This is a genomic window from Paraburkholderia sp. (assembly GCF_035948235.1).
In the GTDB taxonomy this organism is placed as follows: domain Bacteria; phylum Pseudomonadota; class Gammaproteobacteria; order Burkholderiales; family Burkholderiaceae; genus Paraburkholderia.
Genome location: NZ_DASZJJ010000005.1, coordinates 1 through 17,923 on the forward strand (window position 1 = coordinate 1; position 17,923 = coordinate 17,923).

Below are 17,923 nucleotides of genomic sequence, written 5' to 3' on the forward strand. Positions count from 1 at the left end.
TAGGTCGCCGCGTGCGCCGCGCCGCCCGGGTGAGGTGGCGCGGCGCACGCGTGCGCGAGGCCCGATGAAGGCCGGTGCTTTGCTGCGGCTTTTGCGCCTTCAGGCGCTGATGTCAGGCGTCTTACTTGACGACCGAAGTCGCATCCTTGAGCAGATCGGCGGAAAGCGTCACGCCCTGCTTCTGTGCGGCAGCCGGATTGACAAACAGTTGCAGCTTGCTGCTGGTTTCCGATGCGATCGCGCCGGGCTTTTCGCCCTTGAGGATGCGCACTACGACCTTGCCCGTCTGATGGCCGAGATCGCCGTAGTCGATCCCCAGCGCCGCGATGGCGCCGCGTTTCACGCTGTCCGTATCCGAGGCGACGAGCGGAATCTTCGCGTCGTCGGCCACCTTCACGAGTGCTTCGTACGCCGAAACAACGTTGTTGTCGGTGTTGGTGTAGATCACGTCGACCTTGCCGATCAGGCTTTTCGCTGCCGGGCCGATGTCCACCGTGCGCGGTGCAGCGGCTTCCTTGAGCGTCATGCCCTGTTGCGCGAGCAGTTCCTTGAGCGCCTTGACGACCACGACCGAGTTGGCCTCGCCCGGGTTGTAGACCATGCCGACGGTCTTCGCGTTCGGCACCACACGCTTGATGAGCGCGACCTGCTTGTCGAGCGGCAGCTTGTCCGAGACGCCGGTGACGTTGGTACCGCTAGGCGACCAGGTCTTCACGAGCTGCGCGGCGACCGGATCGGTCACGCCCGAGTACACCACGGGCACCGACTTCGTTGCGGCCACCACGGCCTGCGCCGAAGGCGTGGCGATCGCGACGATCGCGCTGGGATTGTCGCCGACGAACTTGCGAGCGATCTGCGCGGCGGTGCCGGTGTTGCCCTGGGCGCTCTGGTATTCCCATTTGAGGTTCTTGCCCGCGTCGTAGCCGGCGGCCTTCAGCTCGTCACGCACGCCGTCGCGGATCGCGTCGAGGGCGGGGTGTTCGACGATCGACAGGACTTCAACGGTGGCGGTGTCGGCTGCGTGCGCGGCGCCGCTGGCAAGCGTGAGTGCCGCAGCGCTGGCGATCAGGGTAAGGGTGGCGGCCTTGGCGGCGAGCTTAAGGGTCTTCATTCTGTTTGATCTCCCCCGAATGTTCGGTTCTGGACGGGTGTGGTCCGCTTGCGCGGCAGCGCCGCCGAAGGCTGCACCCGACTTTACGCACGGCGCGCACGTCTTGACCTTGCGTGCCCCTTACGCCATGCGCCGCAATGGTGCATAAACCGGCGGCGAGGCAGCGAGCATACCACCGAGTTTTACCGATCAGTGTCTCGCCCCGGGAGAGTGCGGCGAGGATGCGACGGCTTGTCACCGTCGATCAAAAAAGCGCGAACGGGATTTTCGGGGAAAATCCGTAGGGTGCCGAAAGTTTTCTCAATTTCCGATCGGAAATAATGCGCCGTGTCGAGGCGGTGCGATTATCCGGCGTGAAGGCGCCTCGAGTCCTCTGTTGGTGAAAATGAAATGTAATTTTTGTTATGTGAATCAATGAGTTGGCGCGGTTTGCATTTAGGGTTTTCACCAGTCAATGCGCATGATTTATTCGGGAAATTTTCGAATATTGATAATAAATTTCGAACCAGATAAGCGCATTCGATCAGGCTTCCCGATGATTTTCCAATCGGAATCGACAGCGTGATTTGTTTCGGATCGGAAATTGATTTCCTGCAGGCCGCGCCAGTCGGTCGTCTTGACGGAGTAGCCTCGTTTTGCCGCCTCACGCCGGGCGATTTTCCAAATGTTTTCAAGCTCTTTGCGCCATTTTCAATCAATTGACGTCGATCAATACCCTTGGCAGGTATCGGAAAAAACCCTTGGTTGCGAGTGGGGGATTTTATTGATAGCATCCGCCGGTCGCTGATTGAGTCCGGACCACCCTCCGGTACGAAATGCAGTGAACGGGGCAGGCGGAATGCTTGCGCAACAGAGGACGCGTAACCGCGCGTTCTCTCCGAACTCAACCGCTACAACGCGGGTGATAAACGCCGGGCCCCGTCACGTCTTCAATTTCTCTGGCCCGTCGTTGTCGTCCCCCTAGGTTCGTCCTCGGGGTGCTGTTCGTTTGCGCAGGTCATCCGTCTGACCGGTTGACCCGAAAACAATCGAGGAGCTCCTGATGACGTCGCTGTTCCGCCGTAACCGCCTTACCTCTTTCTCCGTCGCCGCCGCGCTGCTCGCTTTTGGTGCAGCCGCTCACGCCGACACCGTCAAGATCGCCATCGCCGGTCCGTTCAGCGGCCCGGTCGCCCAGTACGGCGACATGGTCAAGGCTGGCGCCCTGACCGCAATCGACCAGATCAACGCCGCTGGCGGCGTGAACGGCAACAAGCTCGAAGCCGTGCTGATGGACGACTCGTGCGAGCCGAAGCAGGCCGTCGCCGTCGCCAACAAGATCGTCTCGCAGCACATCCAGTTCGTGGTCGGCCACGTCTGCTCGGGCTCGACGATTCCGGCTTCCGACATCTACGAAAACGAAGGCGTCGTGATGGTCACGCCGTCGGCAACCGCGCCGCAACTGACCGAAGGCAAGAAGCGCCAGTTCATCTTCCGCACCATCGGCCGCGACGACCAGCAAGGCCCGGCTGCTGCCGCCTACATCATCAACAAGGTCAAGCCGAAGAAGGTCGCGATCCTGCACGACAAGCAGTCGTACGGCCAGGGCATCGCCACGTCGGTGAAGGCTGCGCTCGACAAGGCGCACATCCAGGTGGTCGTGTTCGAAGGCATCAACGCAGGTGATTCGGACTACTCGGCAATCGTCACCAAGCTCAAGTCGCAAGGCGTGGACTTCGTCTACTTCGGCGGCTACCACCCGGAAATGGGCCTGCTGATGCGCCAGTCGCGTGAACAGGGCGTCAAGGCCACCTTCATGGGACCGGAAGGCGTGGGCAACAAGGACGTGACGGCGATCGCCGGCCCGGCCTCGGAAGGCATGCTCGTCACGCTGCCCGCCGACTTCGCCGCCGATCCGGCCAACGCGAAGCTCGTGAAGGCGTTCGCCGATGCGAAGCGCGACCCGAACGGCCCGTTCCAGATGCCGGCTTACGCCGCGGTCGAAGTGATCGCCGACGGCATCGCAGGCGCGAAGAGCACCGACCCGACCAAGGTTGCCGCTTACCTGCACAAGAACGCGTTCAACACGCCGATCGGCAACGTGCAGTACGACGCACAGGGCGACCTGAAGTCGTTCCGCTTCGTCGTGTACACGTGGCACAAAGACGCGACCAAGACCGCCGTGAACTGATCCCGGCGTGCGGCCGTTCGCCCCGCTTCCGGCTTTGGATAGCGGGGCGTTTTTATAGCGGCCGCTCGCAAGAGAAATATCGACACGGTTTCAAAAAAGGCTCTCTTACCGGCACATACGCCGCGGGGCTTAAGGCATGAATGATTTTCTTCCGCAGTTCACCCAGCAGCTCGTAAACGGGCTCACGCTGGGTGCGATCTATGCGCTGATCGCCATCGGCTACACGATGGTCTACGGCATCATCGGCATGATCAACTTCGCTCACGGCGAGATCTATATGATCGGCGCCTATGTGGGCCTCGTCACGCTCACGGCCATCGGCACCACGGCGGGTTATCCGCTGCCGCTCGTGCTGGGCGCGGCGCTTATCGTCTCGGTGGTGGTCACCGGGCTGTACGGTTTTGCGGTCGAGCGCGTGGCGTATCGGCCGCTGCGCGGCGGGCCGCGTCTCGTGCCGCTGATCTCCGCGATCGGCATGTCCATTTTTCTGCAGAACTACGTGCAGATCGGGCAGGGCGCGCGTGATGTCTCCGTGCCGATGCTGATTTCCGGCGCGCTCGACTTCAACATGGGCGGCAACTTCGAAGTGACGATTCCGTACGCGCGCATGCTGATCGTGGGCACCACGGTCGTGCTGATGATCGCGCTCACGCTGTTCATTTCGCGTTCGCGCATGGGTCGCGCGTGCCGCGCCTGCGCGGAAGACATGAAGATGGCCAACCTGCTTGGCATCGATACGAACCGCGTGATCTCGTTTACGTTCGTGCTCGGCGCGATGCTGGCGGCGGTGGGCGGCGTGCTGATCGGTCTGACGATCGGCAAGCTCAATCCGTATATCGGCTTTATCGCGGGTATCAAGGCGTTCACGGCGGCGGTGCTGGGCGGCATCGGCAGCATTCCCGGCGCGATGCTCGGCGGCGTGCTGCTGGGTCTGGCCGAAACGTTCGCCTCGGCGTACATGCCGTCCGAGTACAAGGACGTCGTGGCGTTCGGCCTGCTCGTGCTGGTGCTGCTGTTCCGTCCCACCGGCCTGCTCGGCAAGCCGGACGTCGAAAAGGTGTGAGGTCGATATGAGCCAAACTGTTTCGGTTCGCGCGGCCAGCCATAGCGGCCCGTCTTCGTCGCAGACGCTGAAGGGCGCGTTCGTCGCCGCCTTTGCGACCATCATCCTCACGGCGCCGATCCTGGGTCTCCAGCTCACGCTGGACGGCTATCAGGTCGTGCTGCAGCAACACTGGCATCCGGTGTGGATCGCCGCTGCCGTGGTGTTCGTGTTCCAGCTCGTCAAGCCGATGTTTGTGCGCGCAACGAGTGGCGTGAAATTGCCGAAAGCGCCGGCAATGGGCGCGCGTCAGCAACGCGTCGCGATCTGGGTGCTGCTCGCCTTTGGCGCGGTGTTCCCGTTCATCAGCTCGCGCGGCACCATCGACGTCGCGACGCTCGCGCTCATCTACGTGATTCTGGGCCTTGGCCTGAATATCGTGGTGGGTTTCGCGGGCCTGCTCGACCTGGGTTATGTGGGCTTTTACGCGGTGGGCGGCTATACGTATGCGCTGCTCAACCAGTACTTCGGCTTCACGTTCTGGGAGTGCCTGCCGCTCGCGGCGCTGGCCGCAGCGGCGTTCGGCTTCGTGCTGGGCTTTCCGGTGCTGCGTCTGCGCGGCGACTATCTGGCGATCGTCACGCTCGGCTTCGGCGAAATCATCCGTCTGCTGCTCAATAACCTCACGAGCATCACGGGCGGCCCGGACGGCATCTCGGGCATTCCCAAGCCTACCGTGTTCGGTTACGAGCTTGCGCGTCACGCCAGCGTGGAAGGCGCCAAGACCTTCAACGAGCTGATTGGCATCGAGTACAGCGGCGAACACATGATCATCTTCCTGTACCTGCTCGCGCTGGTGCTGGTCGCGTTCACGCTGTTTGTCACCAGCCGCCTGCTGCGTATGCCGATGGGCCGCGCATGGGAAGCGCTGCGCGAAGACGAAATCGCCTGCCGCTCGCTCGGTTTGAACCCCACGCGCATCAAGCTCTCGGCGTTCACGCTGGGCGCTTCGTTCGCGGGTCTGGCCGGTGCGTTCTTCGCGGCGCGTCAAGGGCTCGTCACGCCCGAGTCGTTCACTTTCATCGAATCGGCGCTGATTCTGGCCGTGGTGGTGCTGGGCGGCATGGGCTCGCAACTGGGCGTCGTGCTGGCCGCGATCCTGTTGACCGCCTTGCCGGAAGTCGCGCGCGGCTTTGCGGAATACCGCATGCTGATTTTCGGTCTGGTGATGGTGCTGATGATGATGTGGCGTCCGCAGGGCCTGTTGCCCGCAAGCCGTCCGCATGTGGAGTTGCCGCAATGAGTGCACAAGCGTTGTTGAAAGTGGCGGGTCTGCAGATGCGTTTCGGCGGTCTGCTGGCCGTGGACGGCATCGAATTCGACGTGCGCCCGAACGAGGTCTTCGCAATCATCGGGCCGAACGGCGCGGGCAAGACCACGGTGTTCAACTGCGTGGGCGGCTTCTATAAGCCCACGGCGGGCGATATCGTGCTCGACGGTCACGCGATCAACGGCCGGCCGAGCCATGAGGTCGCGCGTCGCGGCCTCGTGCGCACGTTCCAGAATATCCGTTTGTTCAGGCAGTTGACGGTGCTCGAAAACCTCATGGTGGCGCAGCATCTCAAGGTCAACCGCAACATGCTCAGCGGCCTGTTCGCGACGCCTTCGTACCGCCGCGCCGAACGCGCCGCGCTCGAACGCGCCGCGTACTGGCTCGAACGCGTGGGTCTGAAGGAGGTGGCGAACCGCGAAGCGGGCACGCTGTCGTACGGCCATCAGCGTCGGCTTGAAATCGCGCGCTGCATGATCACGGACCCGCGCCTGCTGATGCTCGACGAACCGGCCGCCGGTCTGAATCCGCAAGAAAAGATCGAACTGCAGCACATGGTCGATGGACTGCGCAACGAGTTCGGAATCTCCGTACTCCTGATCGAACACGACATGAGTCTGGTGATGGGCGTATCGGATCGCATCCTCGTGATGGAACACGGCAAACCGATCATGATCGGCAAGCCGGAAGAAGTGCGCAACGACCCGCGCGTGATCAAAGCCTATCTCGGAGAGGACTGATGCTGAAGCTGGACAAGGTCCATACCCATTACGGCGCGGTGGAAGCGCTGGCGGGCGTGTCGATCGAAGTGAACAAGGGCGAGATCGTCACGCTGATCGGCAGCAACGGCGCCGGCAAGACCACGCTGATGATGACCGTGTGCGGCACGCCGCGTGCATCGTCGGGTCATGTGACGTTTGAAGGACGGGACATCACGCGCATGCCCACGCATGAAATCATGCGCCTGGGCATGGCGATTTCGCCGGAAGGCCGCCGTGTGTTCCCGAGCCTGACCGTGCTCGAAAACCTGCAGATGGGCGGCTTTTTTGCCTCGCAGCACGAGATCGATGCGGGTATCGAGCACGTCTTCAAGCTGTTTCCGCGCCTGAATCAGCGTGCGAAACAGCGTGCGGGCACCATGTCGGGCGGCGAGCAGCAGATGCTGGCCATCGGCCGGGCGCTGATGAGCAAGCCGCGCTTGCTGCTGCTCGACGAACCGACGCTCGGCCTCGCGCCGCTCGTGATCGCGCAGATCTTCGACATCATCCGCACGATCCGCGAAGAGGGCGTGACGGTGTTCCTCGTCGAGCAGAACGCGAACAAGGCGCTGCATGTGGCCGATCGCGGCTACGTGCTCGAAACCGGGCGCGTGGTGCTGGCCGATAGCGCCGACAATCTGCTCGCCAACGACGACATCAAGCGCGCCTATCTGGGTGGTTAACAGGCGGATAACACACTGTTAGCTTGACGGTGCTCTCGAACGGCCCGCGCAGTTTCCCTTTAAACAAAGGGCGATTGCGCGGGCCGAATCTATTTCTGGCGGCAATTCAATCGCCGTTGCCGGTAAAGCCGTGCGTCAGTTGCGCGAGCTGGGCGACGAGCCGCATCAGGTCGGCCTGGCCGCGCGTGGCGGTTTTGGCGAAGACGTGATGCAGATGGGTGCGCACGGTGGAGGGCAGAATCCGCAAGGATGCGGCAATCGCCCGTGGATTGCCGCCGTTGCCGATTTCGCAGGCGACGCGCGCTTCGGCGGGCGTGAGCGCGTAGAGCGCGATCAGGCGCTGCTCGATACCGCGCGGCGCGGCCTGCGGGTCGATCACCATCAGCATCGCGAGTCCGCGCCGCGCGCCAAGCGGCGAGATGAGCACCTGCAGCGGCGTGCGGGGTGTGGGCCGCTCGACCAGCATCGCGTTGCCGGTGCGAGTGTGTGCGGCCAGGCCACCGCCTGCCGCGCCGGCGATCGCGGCATGGAGCCGCTGCGTGGCTTCCGGCGAAGGCGTTTGCAAGCCGCGCGGACTCTCGCGCAATCCCTGCGGCTGCGTCAGCAGCGTGGCGGCGGCGCGATTGGCAAAGACCACTTGCGCGGCGCTATCGACGATCAGTACCGCCTGCGCGAGTCCATCCAGCGCGTCGAAGGCATCGAGCGCACCAAGCGCAATCAGCGGATCGGGTGGCTCAGGGAGCACGATTGGGGAAGCCGCCTGCGAGGGCAGAGGGCGAGCGTGGGGAAGGTGTGGCCGCGCAGCAAAAAAGCGCAGGATAAAACGCGTGAGGCAGGTTAGCAAACGGTCGGCACGCACCATGCGCCGCAGCACGCGAAACGCATCCTTCAATAAATAGACGATAAAACTTTCAATCTGGTTTCGATTTGATGCGTTTCTCTTTCTTCTTGTGACGGAATGGACGGGGACTGGACAACTGGGCCGCGCTCACGATAATGGTTCGTCCCGCAAGGGGCGCGGCAAGCTCCAGGAGGTACAGGCAGCGCCGCGCAGAGAACAATGCGTTAGACCGGAGAGTCGTTGGATGTCTGAAGAGTATGAAGTGCACGGGCCGCACGATCACGCGGTCGAACATGCGGCGGCCGGCCATGGCGGGCACGGTGCCGAAGCCGAGCGGGACCCCTTTCCGGGCCGTATGGCGGTGATGACGGCGATCCTGGCGTCGATCGGCGCGATCCTCTCGTATCAGAGCGGCAACAGTGAAAACCTCGCGCTCTATTACAAGAACGAGGCGGCGATTCACAAGACCGAAGCCGCGAATCAATGGGCGTATTACCAGGCCAAGGGCGAAAAGCAGAATCTCGCCGAACTGGGCGCGTCGCTCGCCGCGCTCGCGCCGAATGCCGCCGAAGCCCAGCGGCATTTTGCCGCCGACGCCGACAAGTATCGCCAGCAGAAGGACCCGATCCGCGCGAAGGCCGAGGCGCTGGAAAAGCAGGTGCAAGCCGACGACGAGTACGCCGAACATCTGCTGCACGGCCACCATCGCTGGGCGCAGGCCACCACGCTGATCCAGATTTCGATTGCCCTGACGGCAATTACCTTGCTGACGCGCCGCAAGTGGCTGCTGCGCACGTCGGTGGGCGTTGGCGTCGCGGGCGTGGTGATGGGCGCGCTCGCGTTCTTCGCGGGCTGATCGCGTCAGCAACCTCCCCAACAGCCTCGCGAACAGCCTCTACCCGCCGCACACGATGGCGGTCAGCAGCAGCGGCACCACGGATTTGACCGTGGCGTCGCTGTTCGCCTCGCTCACGCGGGTGCGCACCGAATCTGCGGGCGCGGACACCACGACGCCATAGAGCGGCGACTTGATCTCTTTACCCGCGCCACGCCGGAACAGGTCGTCGTCGCGCGCATAGCCGAGCACGACATAGATCGGAAAGCCGAACGCGCTCATGCGGCTGCCCTGCGCGGGCCGGAAGGCATTGACCGAATTCGCCTCGACCCGGCTTGGCTTCGGGTCGATGGACTTTTCTTCAATCAATGTCGAAATAAATTCATGCGGATTCGACGTGCAGTCGAAGCGTTTGTCTTGCATCTGCTGGGGTTGCGCGCCAAGCGGCGTGCAAAAAACCAGCAGCGTCGCCAGGGCGGCGAAGGCCGACAGACAAGGCACCACGGGGACTCGACGCTGTTTCATGGCAGTGACGGTGGCAGTAATGGATACCGCTTGAGTTCCACTGGAATCCATTCGACACCGAAACCCCTGTCCTGTTCAAGGGGGCGGCATACAAATTGCGCACTTCTGCGCCGCGCCGCCCGTCCTTGCAAGTGGGATTGCAGCAATCGAAACAGCATTTACAGCATCGACTTGGCCTGGCTCAGAATCTTGTCGCAGACCTGTTTGGTAGCGGCCTGCTTGAGTCCGCTGCCGGAAAGGTCCAGTTGCTGGCCATTGCCGGCGGTGAGAATGCCGCTGTTGCCTTTCTCGTAGCCGCTATCGGTGGTGGAAGCGCCGCCGGGCAACTTGCTGAGCAGCGAATCTTTCACGTTGCCGGCGGTGTCCGCATTCAGGTAATTGTTCTTGATGCAGTACTGCAGCAGGCCCGTGACGTTGCCCATGCTGTTCGAGGTGACTGACGAGCCGGTGAGGCCGCCAAGCCCGCCCAGATTGCCCAGCGCGCCCGAAGTCGAGCCGCTGCTGCCGCTCTGGTTGAGCAGGTTGCCGAGCTGTGCCTGTGCGCAATGCCAGGGCGCCAGCAGGCCGGCGGCCATCGCAGCGGTGGCGGCAGCGGCGATCAACGCGCGCTTGCCGCGCGATGTGGATGTTTGCATACACGATTCTCCTTGAAGGCCATGGCCTTCGTACTATAGACGGAATCGTCATGCGGCCTGGGCTGCGTGCCCATGCGAGTGGCATGAAACCATGCGTGCAAAGGGCTTATTGAATGCAATTCATCGCGGTGTCATTTGTTGTGTGCACAACTGAGTATCCGGAAAAAGCACTGAGAAAGCAGTAAAATGACCGTGACCAGATTGATGCACATTGCTGAAGCAATGCAATTGAAATCGAAATGGCGTAATAAAGGTATTCAGGCAGCAGGCGCGTAAGCCAGGGTCGGACACGCGATGCGAAAAGTAACTCGCATTAACAAGCCGATACGATGCTATAGCTGCGCAACAGATGTCTTGCAGGACGCATACGTTTCACGAAAAAGCCTTGCTACAAGGGCTTTTCTGGCAATTCGAAGAGGGCTCGCGCACCGTTTTGCAAGCGCGATCGGGCATATTTCACGCCACGCAAGACGTGACTTTGTTTCTAACCGTAACACTTATTACGGCCCTCCTCATTGGCTGGTTTCAGGTGGTATGCTTCCTGCACAAATTCTCCCTTGCACGAGTGAGACCACGTTCTTTGCGTCAATACCGTGAACACACGCACTGCCAGAGTGCAGTCGGTGACGCAAACGAACAAGTCATATAAACATATGGTGCAACCGAGCATGCCCACGCGGACAGCAAGATCCGCGAGCGAGCTCCGTCACTGCAGCCCCGGTCCGGCTGCGTGGAGAACAGCATGAATTTCGAAGAACTGAGCGACGACGAGTGGATGGTAGTGTCCTCGCTCGTATCCGATGAACCGCCTATACGGCTCAATCGCCGCGGTCGCCCGCGCGCAGAGCCGCGCGTCGTGGCGAACGCCGTGCTGTGGATCTTGACGACTGGCGAGTCCTGGTCGCGCCTGCCCGCACGTTATCCGTCCGGACCGACCTGCCGCCGCCGTTTCGAGGAATGGCACGTCAGCGGGACGCTGCTCGAACTGGTCCAGTTGCTCACGCAGCGCGGGCGCAGCTTTGTCTATGTGCCCGAGCCCGCTCAGGCGCAGGCTGTGGCGAGCCCGCAGACTTCGCCTGCCGTGGCCGTGGTGGTCGAGGAAGCGGTCGAAGACGATGGTTTGCCCGCCGTCTACTGGAAGAGCCCGGAAGCCTGGCAGGCGCCCTCGTCGCTGGCCGCCAGTGCGGCCGCGAATCCGATCGAGAGCATGACGCGTCAGCTCGCCCGTCTGGACGAGGTGCTGGCGCAGGCCCAGCATCGCACGCCCGCCGCGAAGGGAGGGCCGGCGTCGCCCATGGTCCCACCGCAGGCCGACGCCAGCGCGAGCGCCGCGCGCGTGAAGGCGCCCACCGCGGCGCCCGCAGTTGTGCGCACGGTCGTGCCCGAGGAACACTTCGAGGTCGCCGACCTCGCCCAGCAAAGCGAGCAGATCGCCGAATGGCGCGGCTATGTGATCCATTTGAGCGTGGAAACGGCGCGCAGCCGCATGCATCGCGGCATGTATCGCGCGGCGGCGGAAATCCTCAAGGATGGCAAGCGCGTCGAGCGCACCGGTCTGATCGGCCCGGCGTTCGAAGACGCCGATGCGGCGCGCCACTATGCGTTCGACTGGGCGCGTGAGTGGATCGATCGCGAAGGCCCGCACACGCCCGGTGGCGGTGTCGATGGTGGCGATATGGATGACGCCGGTGACGGCAGCGGCCCCGCTGTTTCCCTCGCTCGCGCGCAGGGCGGCAAGCATGCCAATAGCGCCGGCGTGGTCACGCGCGCCATGCCGGTCACCTCGCCGGGTCTGGCGACGGCTCTGGCAACTTCCGGCTCGCACGTTGTTGCCAATGGCGTGCGTCACGCACCGCTGCAACGCTATACCAGCAGCGCGCTGCGCACGCCTGGCGACACCCGCGACGGGTCGTCCGCCACCGGCAGCAATCAGCATCCGCTTGCTTCGCGCTACAGGACGCATCTGAGCTAGGCGGCGGCCTGTTTCATCACTGGCCGCTGCTTTCACCCGCTTAGTCCCGCTGTTCGTCGAACGTTTTTCCCGTTCCATCTTTTTTTGCCCAGCCACGCCGCAATGGGGTTTCAACCATTCCCGCTGCGGTGCGCGCCAAGGTGTCTCCGTCCATTGCCTTCTCACGCTCGAGCCCTTGCGGGCCCGAGCGTATTTCCATTACTGCCGGCCGTACTGATCGTCCAGACGCACGATATCGTCTTCGCCGAGATACGAGCCCGACTGCACCTCGATGATTTCGAGCGGCATCTTGCCCGGATTTTCCAGCCGGTGCGCCACGCCTAGCGGGATATAGGCCGATTCGTTCTCCGAAACGATAAAGCGTTCCTCGCCGCGCGTGACGAGCGCCGTGCCGCGCACGACGACCCAGTGTTCCGCGCGATGATGGTGCATCTGCAACGACAGGCGCGCACCGGGTTCGACCACGATGCGTTTGACCTGGAAGCGTTCGCCGCTATCGACGCTGTCGTAATGACCCCAGGGCCGATGCACGAGACGATGCGCGACTGCTTCGCTGCGCTTCTGGGATTTCAGGCGCTGGACGATCTTCTTCACGTCCTGTGCGCGCGAACGGTCGGCCACCAGCACCGCGTCGGCGGTTTCGACCACCACCAGGTTCTCGGTGCCCAGACACGCGATCAAACGGCCGTCCGAGTGCGCGAAGGTATCGCTGGCACCTTCGAACATGACTTCGCCCTGAGCCACGTTGCCGGCCTCATCTTTCGATGCCACCTGCCAGACCGTGTCCCACGAACCGAGATCGGTCCAACCCGCCGCGAGCGGCACCACCACGCCGCTGGCCACCGACGTATCGCCCGACAGTGGCTCCATCACCGCATAGTCGATCGAGTTGGACGGCGAGCGCGCGAAGCACTCGGGGTCCACGCGGAAGAAGTCGCCATCGGCCTTGCCGTGCTCGACCGCCGCCGTGCAGGCCTCGAATATCGCGGGCTGAAAGTGACGAATCGCCTTGAGCCACGTAGAGGCGCGCACGATGAAGATGCCGCTGTTCCACCAGTAGCGCTGCGAGGCGACGTACTGTTGCGCCAGCTCGATATAAGGCTTTTCGACAAAGCCGTTGAGGCGTCGCGCGCCATCGGGCTCCTGCGTCGCCAGCGGCTCGCCCACATGGATATAGCCGTAGCCCGTTTCCGGCCGCGTGGGCACGATGCCCATCGTTACGATCTGACCGTTGGCCGCGTGGCGCACGCCATCGGCCACCGCAGCCTGGAACGCGGCGAGATCCGCGAGCGCGTGATCTGCGGGCATCACCACCATGATGCCGTCCTGCTGCGTAGACGTTACCGATAAAGCCGCGATCGTTAGCGCCGGCGCCGTATCGCGCGCGAGCGGTTCGAGAATCAGACGGGCTTCCTTGCCCGCTGCGCGCACCTGATCGGCGGTAGTGAAGCGGTGTTCCTCGTTGCACACGATCATGAGCTTGTCGGCGAGCGTCACGCGTTCGGCGAGGGCGTCGAGCCGGCCCGCCGTATCCGCGAGCAGCGAACGCTCACCGACCAGGTTGATCATCTGCTTCGGGTATTGCTCGCGCGACAGCGGCCACAGCCGCGAACCCGCGCCGCCGGCCAGCACCACGGGGCAAACCTGCAACGCGTTGTGCGCATCGCCGCGCGATTCAGCTTGTTGCGCCTGTTGAGCCGCGCGTGCCGAGGCCGTTGCGGAACCCGTATCCGTCATCTCGCTCTCCTGAAAGGGGTTTCGGTTCTGCGATTTGTAGCATGCTTAAAATCGCAATAAAAAGAGTCGTAAAGAAGAAAACGGAAAATATTCGGATTAAATTAAAAAATGCCGATTCGTTATGAATGATCCGGAATAAAAATAAAAAGAAAAATGTCGGGTATGACCGGAATGCAAAAAAATAATTCAACCTGTATCCCGCGCGATCCGGCAATTTTTGCCGCGCTCTCGGCGCGATCAAAGCCTTGCTGGATGGCGTTTCCGGCAATCGTTGCCGAAAAAATCAGACAAAAAACAGGTCGTTAGCAACGAAACATTTGGAGATACTTTTTGGCCTTGCGCGCGGAATTTTTATAGCGCTTTATTAGGGTTTATTCGGATGCGATTTAGCAGCGCCGGATCGATTTCGGCTCAGTTCCTTTGTCGTTCCCTTGCAGTCCCCTGATTCCCGTAGCGGCGGCCATGATGCAAAACGCGTGGCTGTATTTCATTTTTTTCAACCGAGGTGCCGGACATGCTGAGCGTTCTAGCCAGGATTATCGATGTTGCCGCCATCGCCGCCGGCGCGCTGCTTGCGGCCGCTCTGCACCACGGACGGTTCGCCACGCTCACCGATCCGGAGAGCGTGGCGCTCGCCTTCAACTGCGTGCTGGCGATCTGGATGTTTCCCGCCTTCGGCATCTACCAGTCGTGGCGCGGCAAGTCGCTTTATGTGCTGGCGGCGCGTGTGTGCGCCGCATGGATCGCGGTGGAATGCACGGGCATTCTGCTGAGCTTCAGCGTGCACCGGGCCGATGCGCTCTCGCGTATCTGGCTCGCGTACTGGGTGGTGGCGTCGGTGGCCTTCCTGATCGTCTCCAAGGCGCTCGTGCACATGGTGCTGCGCAGCCTGCGCCGCGAGGGCTACAACCAGAAGGCCGTCGCTGTGGTGGGCGGTCCCCGCTATGCGCGCTTTCTGGTCGAACAGATGAAGAGCCGTCCGGAAGCGGGCTTTCATCCCGCGCTGGTGTACGACGAGGATAGCGACGCCGATGGCGATGCGCGCCTGGATGGCGTGCCGGTCGAGCGCAACCTGCAGGCCATGCTCGAATTCGTGCGCGAGCACGACGTGCGCGAACTCTGGCTTGCGCTGCCGATCACCAAAGAGCGCACGATTCATCGCATCGTCATGGCGATGCGCAACGATTTCGTGAACATCCGCTTTATTCCCGATGTGCGCAGCCTGTCGTTCTTCAGTCAGCCGGTGGTCGATCTGCTGGGCGTGCCGGCGATCAATCTCGCGGCTTCGCCGGTGACCGATCTGAGCGTGTTGCCCAAGCGTGTGTTCGACATCCTGTTTGCAGGCGCCGTGCTGGTCGCGCTGGCGCCGCTGTTCGCTCTGGTCGGGCTTGCCGTCAAGATGACGTCGAGGGGCCCGGTGTTCTTCAAGCAGCGTCGCAAGGGTCTGGACGGCAACGAGTTCGAAATCTACAAGTTCCGCTCGATGAAGGTCCACGCGGAAGTCGCGGGCCAGGTCACGCAGGCGCGCCGCAACGATCCGCGCGTGACGCGTGTGGGCGCTTTCCTGCGCCGCACGAGTCTGGACGAACTGCCGCAATTCATCAACGTGCTCAAGGGCGAGATGTCGGTGGTGGGGCCGCGTCCGCATGCGCTGGCGCACGACGACATTTACAAGGACCTCGTGCGCGGCTACATGGCGCGCTATCGCATCAAGCCGGGCATTACCGGCTGGGCGCAGGTCAACGGTTTTCGCGGCGAAACCGATCGCGTGGAAAAGATGCGCGACCGTGTACGTTTTGACCTGCATTACATGCAGCACTGGAGTTTCGCGCTCGATCTGCGCATCGTCGCGATGACCATGTGGAAGGGATTCGCCGGTCAGAACGCGTATTGATCGTCAGCATGACGAAATAATTAGCAGAATACGCAACAAATACGCATCGAATTCACATTGAGCATACCAGGCGCGCGACGTGCGCAAGTGGCCGCGACCCTGGTGGACATCAACAGGCAATCACATTTGAGGTGGGCATGAATCTGACGATCATTGGCAGCGGTTATGTGGGTCTCGTGACGGGCGCGTGTCTGGCCGACATCGGCAACGACGTGTTCTGTCTCGACGTGGACCAGCGCAAGATCGACCTGCTCAATCAGGGCATCGTGCCGATTCACGAGCCGGGCCTGAAGGAAATCATCGAACGCAACGTGCGCGCGCGCCGTCTGACGTTCTCGACCGACGTGGAAGCCGCCGTCGCGCACGGCGACGTGCAGTTCATCGCGGTGGGCACGCCGCCCGACGAGGACGGTTCCGCCGACCTCCAGTACGTGCTCACCGCCGCACGCAACATCGGCCGCCTGATGAACGGCTTCAAGGTCATCGTCGATAAATCGACGGTGCCGGTCGGCACGGCGGCGCTGGTGCGCGACGCGATCGCCTCCGAACTGCGCAAGCGCGGTGAGAGCCATATGTTCTCGGTGGTGTCGAATCCGGAATTCCTCAAGGAAGGCGCCGCCGTGGACGACTTCGCACGGCCCGACCGTATCGTGCTGGGCTGCGACGAAGACGTGCCGGGCGAGCGCGCCCGCGAACTGATGAAGCGTCTGTACGCGCCGTTCAACCGCAATCACGAACGCACGCTCTATATGGACGTGCATTCGGCGGAATTCACCAAGTACGCCGCCAACGCCATGCTTGCCACGCGCATTTCGTTCATGAACGAACTGGCGAATCTGGCCGACCGCGTGGGCGCAGACATTGAAGCTGTGCGCCGCGGTATCGGCTCCGATCCGCGCATCGGCTATGACTTTCTTTACGCGGGCTGCGGTTACGGCGGCTCGTGCTTCCCGAAGGACGTCAAGGCACTGATGCGTACTGCTGAGGATTTCGGCGAACCGCTGCAGATCCTGCGCGCCGTAGAAGCGGTGAACGAAACGCAGAAGCAGGTGCTGGCGCAGAAGATCGTCACGCGCTTTGGCTCCGATCTTACGGGTCGAACCTTCGGCCTCTGGGGCCTCGCGTTCAAGCCGAATACCGACGACATGCGCGAAGCGCCCAGCCGCACGTTGATCGCCGAACTGCTGGCGCGCGGCGCGCGCGTGCAGGCCTACGACCCGGTTGCGGTCAAGGAAGCGCAGCGCGTGCTGGAGATGGATCTGCAAAAGACGCCCGAGCAGCTCGAACGCCTCGTCTACGTGAGCGACGCGATGGACGCCGCGAACGGCGCTGACGCGCTGGTGGTCGCGACCGAATGGAAGGTGTTCAAAGCACCGGATTTCGAAACGCTCAAGACGCAACTGAAGACGCCGATCGTGTTCGATGGCCGCAATCTCTACGAGCCGCTGTCGCTGCAGGAACTCGGTATCGAATATCACGCCGTGGGCCGCGCGAGCGCCACCCAGGCAAGCCGCGCGCGCGCCGAAGCGGCAACGCAATCGACCCACGCCGGGCAATCGCCGGTGAGCGCGTAATTGCGCAGTCGAAACGAGGAGTCATGAGTCCATGTTCAACGACGTATTGATCGTCTGCCACGCGAATGTCTGCCGCTCGCCCGCGGCGGAACAGCTGTTTCGCGCGTGTCTTCGTGAGCGTGCGGCCGAGCACGCAGGCGCGTTTCATTCGGCGGGTCTGCGTGCGCGGGAAGGTGCGGACATGGACCCGGTGATGCAGCGCCTGCTCGCCGAGCGCGGCGTAGAGGTGGGCGAGCACCGCTCGCGCCGCCTCACGAGCCGCCTTGTGCGTCAGGCCGACCTCGTGCTGGTCACGGAGCGCCATCAGGTGCACGCGGTCGAGCAGATCGAACCGACCGCGCGCGGCAAGGTGTTCGCGCTCGGCAATTGGGAGAACTCGGATGTCGCCGATCCGCATGGCCTCGATGAAGCCACGTATCGCGACAGTCTCGAGTTGATGGATCGTCTGGTAAAGGGATGGCTGAGCCGAATATGCCAATGAGTAAACTCAATCTGATGAGCGCGCTGGCGCTGAGTGCTTTCGTTTCCGCGTGCGCGACCGCGCCCGGCAACTACCTCGATACTTCCAGCCTCAAGGAGCAGCCGAGCAATCAGCCGCAGAAGCAGTACGACGTGCATCTGATCGACTCGCAGCTCGTCATGCAACAGGCGCAGCAGGCCGAGGTGGATCAGAAGAAGGAACTGCCGCCGTCGAAGTACGCGTCGCCGACCGACTACACGTACCACCTCGCGCCACAGGACATCCTGGGCGTGACGGTGTACGACCACCCGGAACTGTCCACGCCGCAAGGCTCGACGTTCTCGACGGGCGGCAAC

At 62.6% G+C, this 17,923-nt stretch carries 15 protein-coding genes and 1 pseudogene; 11 read left to right on the top strand and 5 right to left on the bottom strand.

Going from position 1 to position 17,923, the window contains the following annotated elements:
• Nucleotides 1–121: 121 nt before the first annotated feature.
• Complete coding sequence (locus tag VG320_RS00155) at nucleotides 122–1,111, bottom strand: ABC transporter substrate-binding protein (RefSeq protein ID WP_327198167.1); 990 nt, start codon at nucleotides 1,109–1,111, stop codon at nucleotides 122–124.
• Nucleotides 1,112–2,153: 1,042 nt separating this feature from the next.
• Here VG320_RS00155 and VG320_RS00160 point away from each other — a divergent pair.
• From VG320_RS00160 to VG320_RS00180, 5 genes are all read left to right on the top strand, one after another.
• A complete protein-coding gene (locus VG320_RS00160; RefSeq protein ID WP_327198168.1) occupies nucleotides 2,154–3,281 on the top strand; it encodes a branched-chain amino acid ABC transporter substrate-binding protein in 1,128 nt (375 codons plus the stop codon).
• A gap of 136 nt (nucleotides 3,282–3,417) precedes the next feature.
• A complete protein-coding gene (gene livH, locus VG320_RS00165; RefSeq protein WP_327198169.1) occupies nucleotides 3,418–4,344 on the top strand; it encodes a high-affinity branched-chain amino acid ABC transporter permease LivH in 927 nt (308 codons plus the stop codon).
• A 7-nt stretch (nucleotides 4,345–4,351) separates the two neighbouring features.
• Nucleotides 4,352–5,626 carry a high-affinity branched-chain amino acid ABC transporter permease LivM gene (locus VG320_RS00170; protein WP_327198170.1) on the top strand — a complete coding sequence of 425 codons (1,275 nt, stop codon included), beginning with the start codon at nucleotides 4,352–4,354 and terminating at the stop codon, nucleotides 5,624–5,626.
• A complete protein-coding gene (gene livG / locus VG320_RS00175; RefSeq protein WP_327198171.1) occupies nucleotides 5,623–6,393 on the top strand; it encodes a high-affinity branched-chain amino acid ABC transporter ATP-binding protein LivG in 771 nt (256 codons plus the stop codon). Before VG320_RS00170 ends, livG begins: the two co-directional genes overlap by 4 nt.
• Nucleotides 6,393–7,094, top strand: a complete 702-nt coding sequence (locus VG320_RS00180) for an ABC transporter ATP-binding protein (protein WP_327198172.1) — start codon at nucleotides 6,393–6,395, stop codon at nucleotides 7,092–7,094. Before livG ends, VG320_RS00180 begins: the two co-directional genes overlap by 1 nt.
• Nucleotides 7,095–7,200: 106 nt before the next feature.
• Here the strand turns inward: VG320_RS00180 and VG320_RS00185 are convergent, their stop codons facing one another.
• Entirely contained in the window at nucleotides 7,201–7,839 is a 639-nt protein-coding gene (locus VG320_RS00185; RefSeq protein WP_327198173.1) for a helix-turn-helix transcriptional regulator, read from the bottom strand.
• 340 nt (nucleotides 7,840–8,179) lie between these two features.
• Here VG320_RS00185 and VG320_RS00190 point away from each other — a divergent pair, with 340 nt between their 5' ends.
• On the top strand, nucleotides 8,180–8,791 hold the full coding sequence (locus tag VG320_RS00190) for a DUF4337 domain-containing protein (RefSeq protein ID WP_327198174.1): 612 nt from the start codon (nucleotides 8,180–8,182) through the stop codon (nucleotides 8,789–8,791).
• A 39-nt stretch (nucleotides 8,792–8,830) separates the two neighbouring features.
• Here the strand turns inward: VG320_RS00190 and VG320_RS00195 are convergent, their stop codons facing one another.
• Together VG320_RS00195 and VG320_RS00200 are read right to left on the bottom strand one after the other, a co-directional pair.
• Nucleotides 8,831–9,346: a hypothetical protein gene (locus VG320_RS00195; RefSeq protein ID WP_327198175.1), complete on the bottom strand. Its 516-nt coding sequence runs from the start codon at nucleotides 9,344–9,346 to the stop codon at nucleotides 8,831–8,833.
• A 107-nt stretch (nucleotides 9,347–9,453) separates the two neighbouring features.
• Nucleotides 9,454–9,930, bottom strand: a complete 477-nt coding sequence (locus tag VG320_RS00200) for a DUF2501 domain-containing protein (protein WP_414695926.1) — start codon at nucleotides 9,928–9,930, stop codon at nucleotides 9,454–9,456.
• Between the two features lie 742 nt (nucleotides 9,931–10,672).
• Between VG320_RS00200 and VG320_RS00205 the strand changes: the two genes are divergently transcribed.
• Nucleotides 10,673–11,902, top strand: coding sequence for a transposase (locus VG320_RS00205; RefSeq protein ID WP_327198176.1), 1,230 nt, complete (start codon nucleotides 10,673–10,675; stop codon nucleotides 11,900–11,902).
• Nucleotides 11,903–12,100: 198 nt separating this feature from the next.
• On the opposite strand, the gene VG320_RS00210 is transcribed toward VG320_RS00205, so the two are convergent.
• On the bottom strand, nucleotides 12,101–13,639 hold the full coding sequence (locus tag VG320_RS00210) for a mannose-1-phosphate guanylyltransferase/mannose-6-phosphate isomerase (RefSeq protein ID WP_327198177.1): 1,539 nt from the start codon (nucleotides 13,637–13,639) through the stop codon (nucleotides 12,101–12,103).
• Between the two features lie 514 nt (nucleotides 13,640–14,153).
• Between VG320_RS00210 and VG320_RS00215 the strand changes: the two genes are divergently transcribed.
• The 4 genes and pseudogenes from VG320_RS00215 to VG320_RS00230 all read left to right on the top strand — a co-directional run.
• On the top strand, nucleotides 14,154–15,533 hold the full coding sequence (locus tag VG320_RS00215; protein ID WP_327198178.1) for an undecaprenyl-phosphate glucose phosphotransferase: 1,380 nt from the start codon (nucleotides 14,154–14,156) through the stop codon (nucleotides 15,531–15,533).
• A 137-nt stretch (nucleotides 15,534–15,670) separates the two neighbouring features.
• Nucleotides 15,671–17,107: a UDP-glucose/GDP-mannose dehydrogenase family protein gene (locus VG320_RS00220; protein WP_327198179.1), complete on the top strand. Its 1,437-nt coding sequence runs from the start codon at nucleotides 15,671–15,673 to the stop codon at nucleotides 17,105–17,107.
• Nucleotides 17,108–17,138: 31 nt separating this feature from the next.
• Nucleotides 17,139–17,588, top strand: a complete 450-nt coding sequence (locus VG320_RS00225) for a low molecular weight phosphotyrosine protein phosphatase (protein ID WP_327198180.1) — start codon at nucleotides 17,139–17,141, stop codon at nucleotides 17,586–17,588.
• Nucleotides 17,585–17,923 (top strand): annotated as a pseudogene (locus VG320_RS00230) (exopolysaccharide biosynthesis protein); the annotation flags it as partial. The gene VG320_RS00225 and the pseudogene VG320_RS00230, both read left to right, overlap by 4 nt.

Bases quoted from the DNA above. Each gene is read 5' to 3' on its own strand.
- VG320_RS00155 (WP_327198167.1), bottom strand. From the start codon at position 1,111: ATGAAGACCCTTAAGCTCGCCGCCAAGGCCGCCACCCTTACCCTGATC.
- VG320_RS00160 (WP_327198168.1), top strand. From the start codon at position 2,154: ATGACGTCGCTGTTCCGCCGTAACCGCCTTACCTCTTTCTCCGTCGCC.
- livH (WP_327198169.1), top strand. From the start codon at position 3,418: ATGAATGATTTTCTTCCGCAGTTCACCCAGCAGCTCGTAAACGGGCTC.
- VG320_RS00170 (WP_327198170.1), top strand. From the start codon at position 4,352: ATGAGCCAAACTGTTTCGGTTCGCGCGGCCAGCCATAGCGGCCCGTCT.
- livG (WP_327198171.1), top strand. From the start codon at position 5,623: ATGAGTGCACAAGCGTTGTTGAAAGTGGCGGGTCTGCAGATGCGTTTC.
- VG320_RS00180 (WP_327198172.1), top strand. From the start codon at position 6,393: ATGCTGAAGCTGGACAAGGTCCATACCCATTACGGCGCGGTGGAAGCG.
- VG320_RS00190 (WP_327198174.1), top strand. From the start codon at position 8,180: ATGTCTGAAGAGTATGAAGTGCACGGGCCGCACGATCACGCGGTCGAA.
- VG320_RS00195 (WP_327198175.1), bottom strand. From the start codon at position 9,346: ATGGATTCCAGTGGAACTCAAGCGGTATCCATTACTGCCACCGTCACT.
- VG320_RS00200 (WP_414695926.1), bottom strand. From the start codon at position 9,930: ATGCAAACATCCACATCGCGCGGCAAGCGCGCGTTGATCGCCGCTGCC.
- VG320_RS00205 (WP_327198176.1), top strand. From the start codon at position 10,673: ATGAATTTCGAAGAACTGAGCGACGACGAGTGGATGGTAGTGTCCTCG.
- VG320_RS00210 (WP_327198177.1), bottom strand. From the start codon at position 13,639: ATGACGGATACGGGTTCCGCAACGGCCTCGGCACGCGCGGCTCAACAG.
- VG320_RS00215 (WP_327198178.1), top strand. From the start codon at position 14,154: ATGCTGAGCGTTCTAGCCAGGATTATCGATGTTGCCGCCATCGCCGCC.
- VG320_RS00220 (WP_327198179.1), top strand. From the start codon at position 15,671: ATGAATCTGACGATCATTGGCAGCGGTTATGTGGGTCTCGTGACGGGC.
- VG320_RS00225 (WP_327198180.1), top strand. From the start codon at position 17,139: ATGTTCAACGACGTATTGATCGTCTGCCACGCGAATGTCTGCCGCTCG.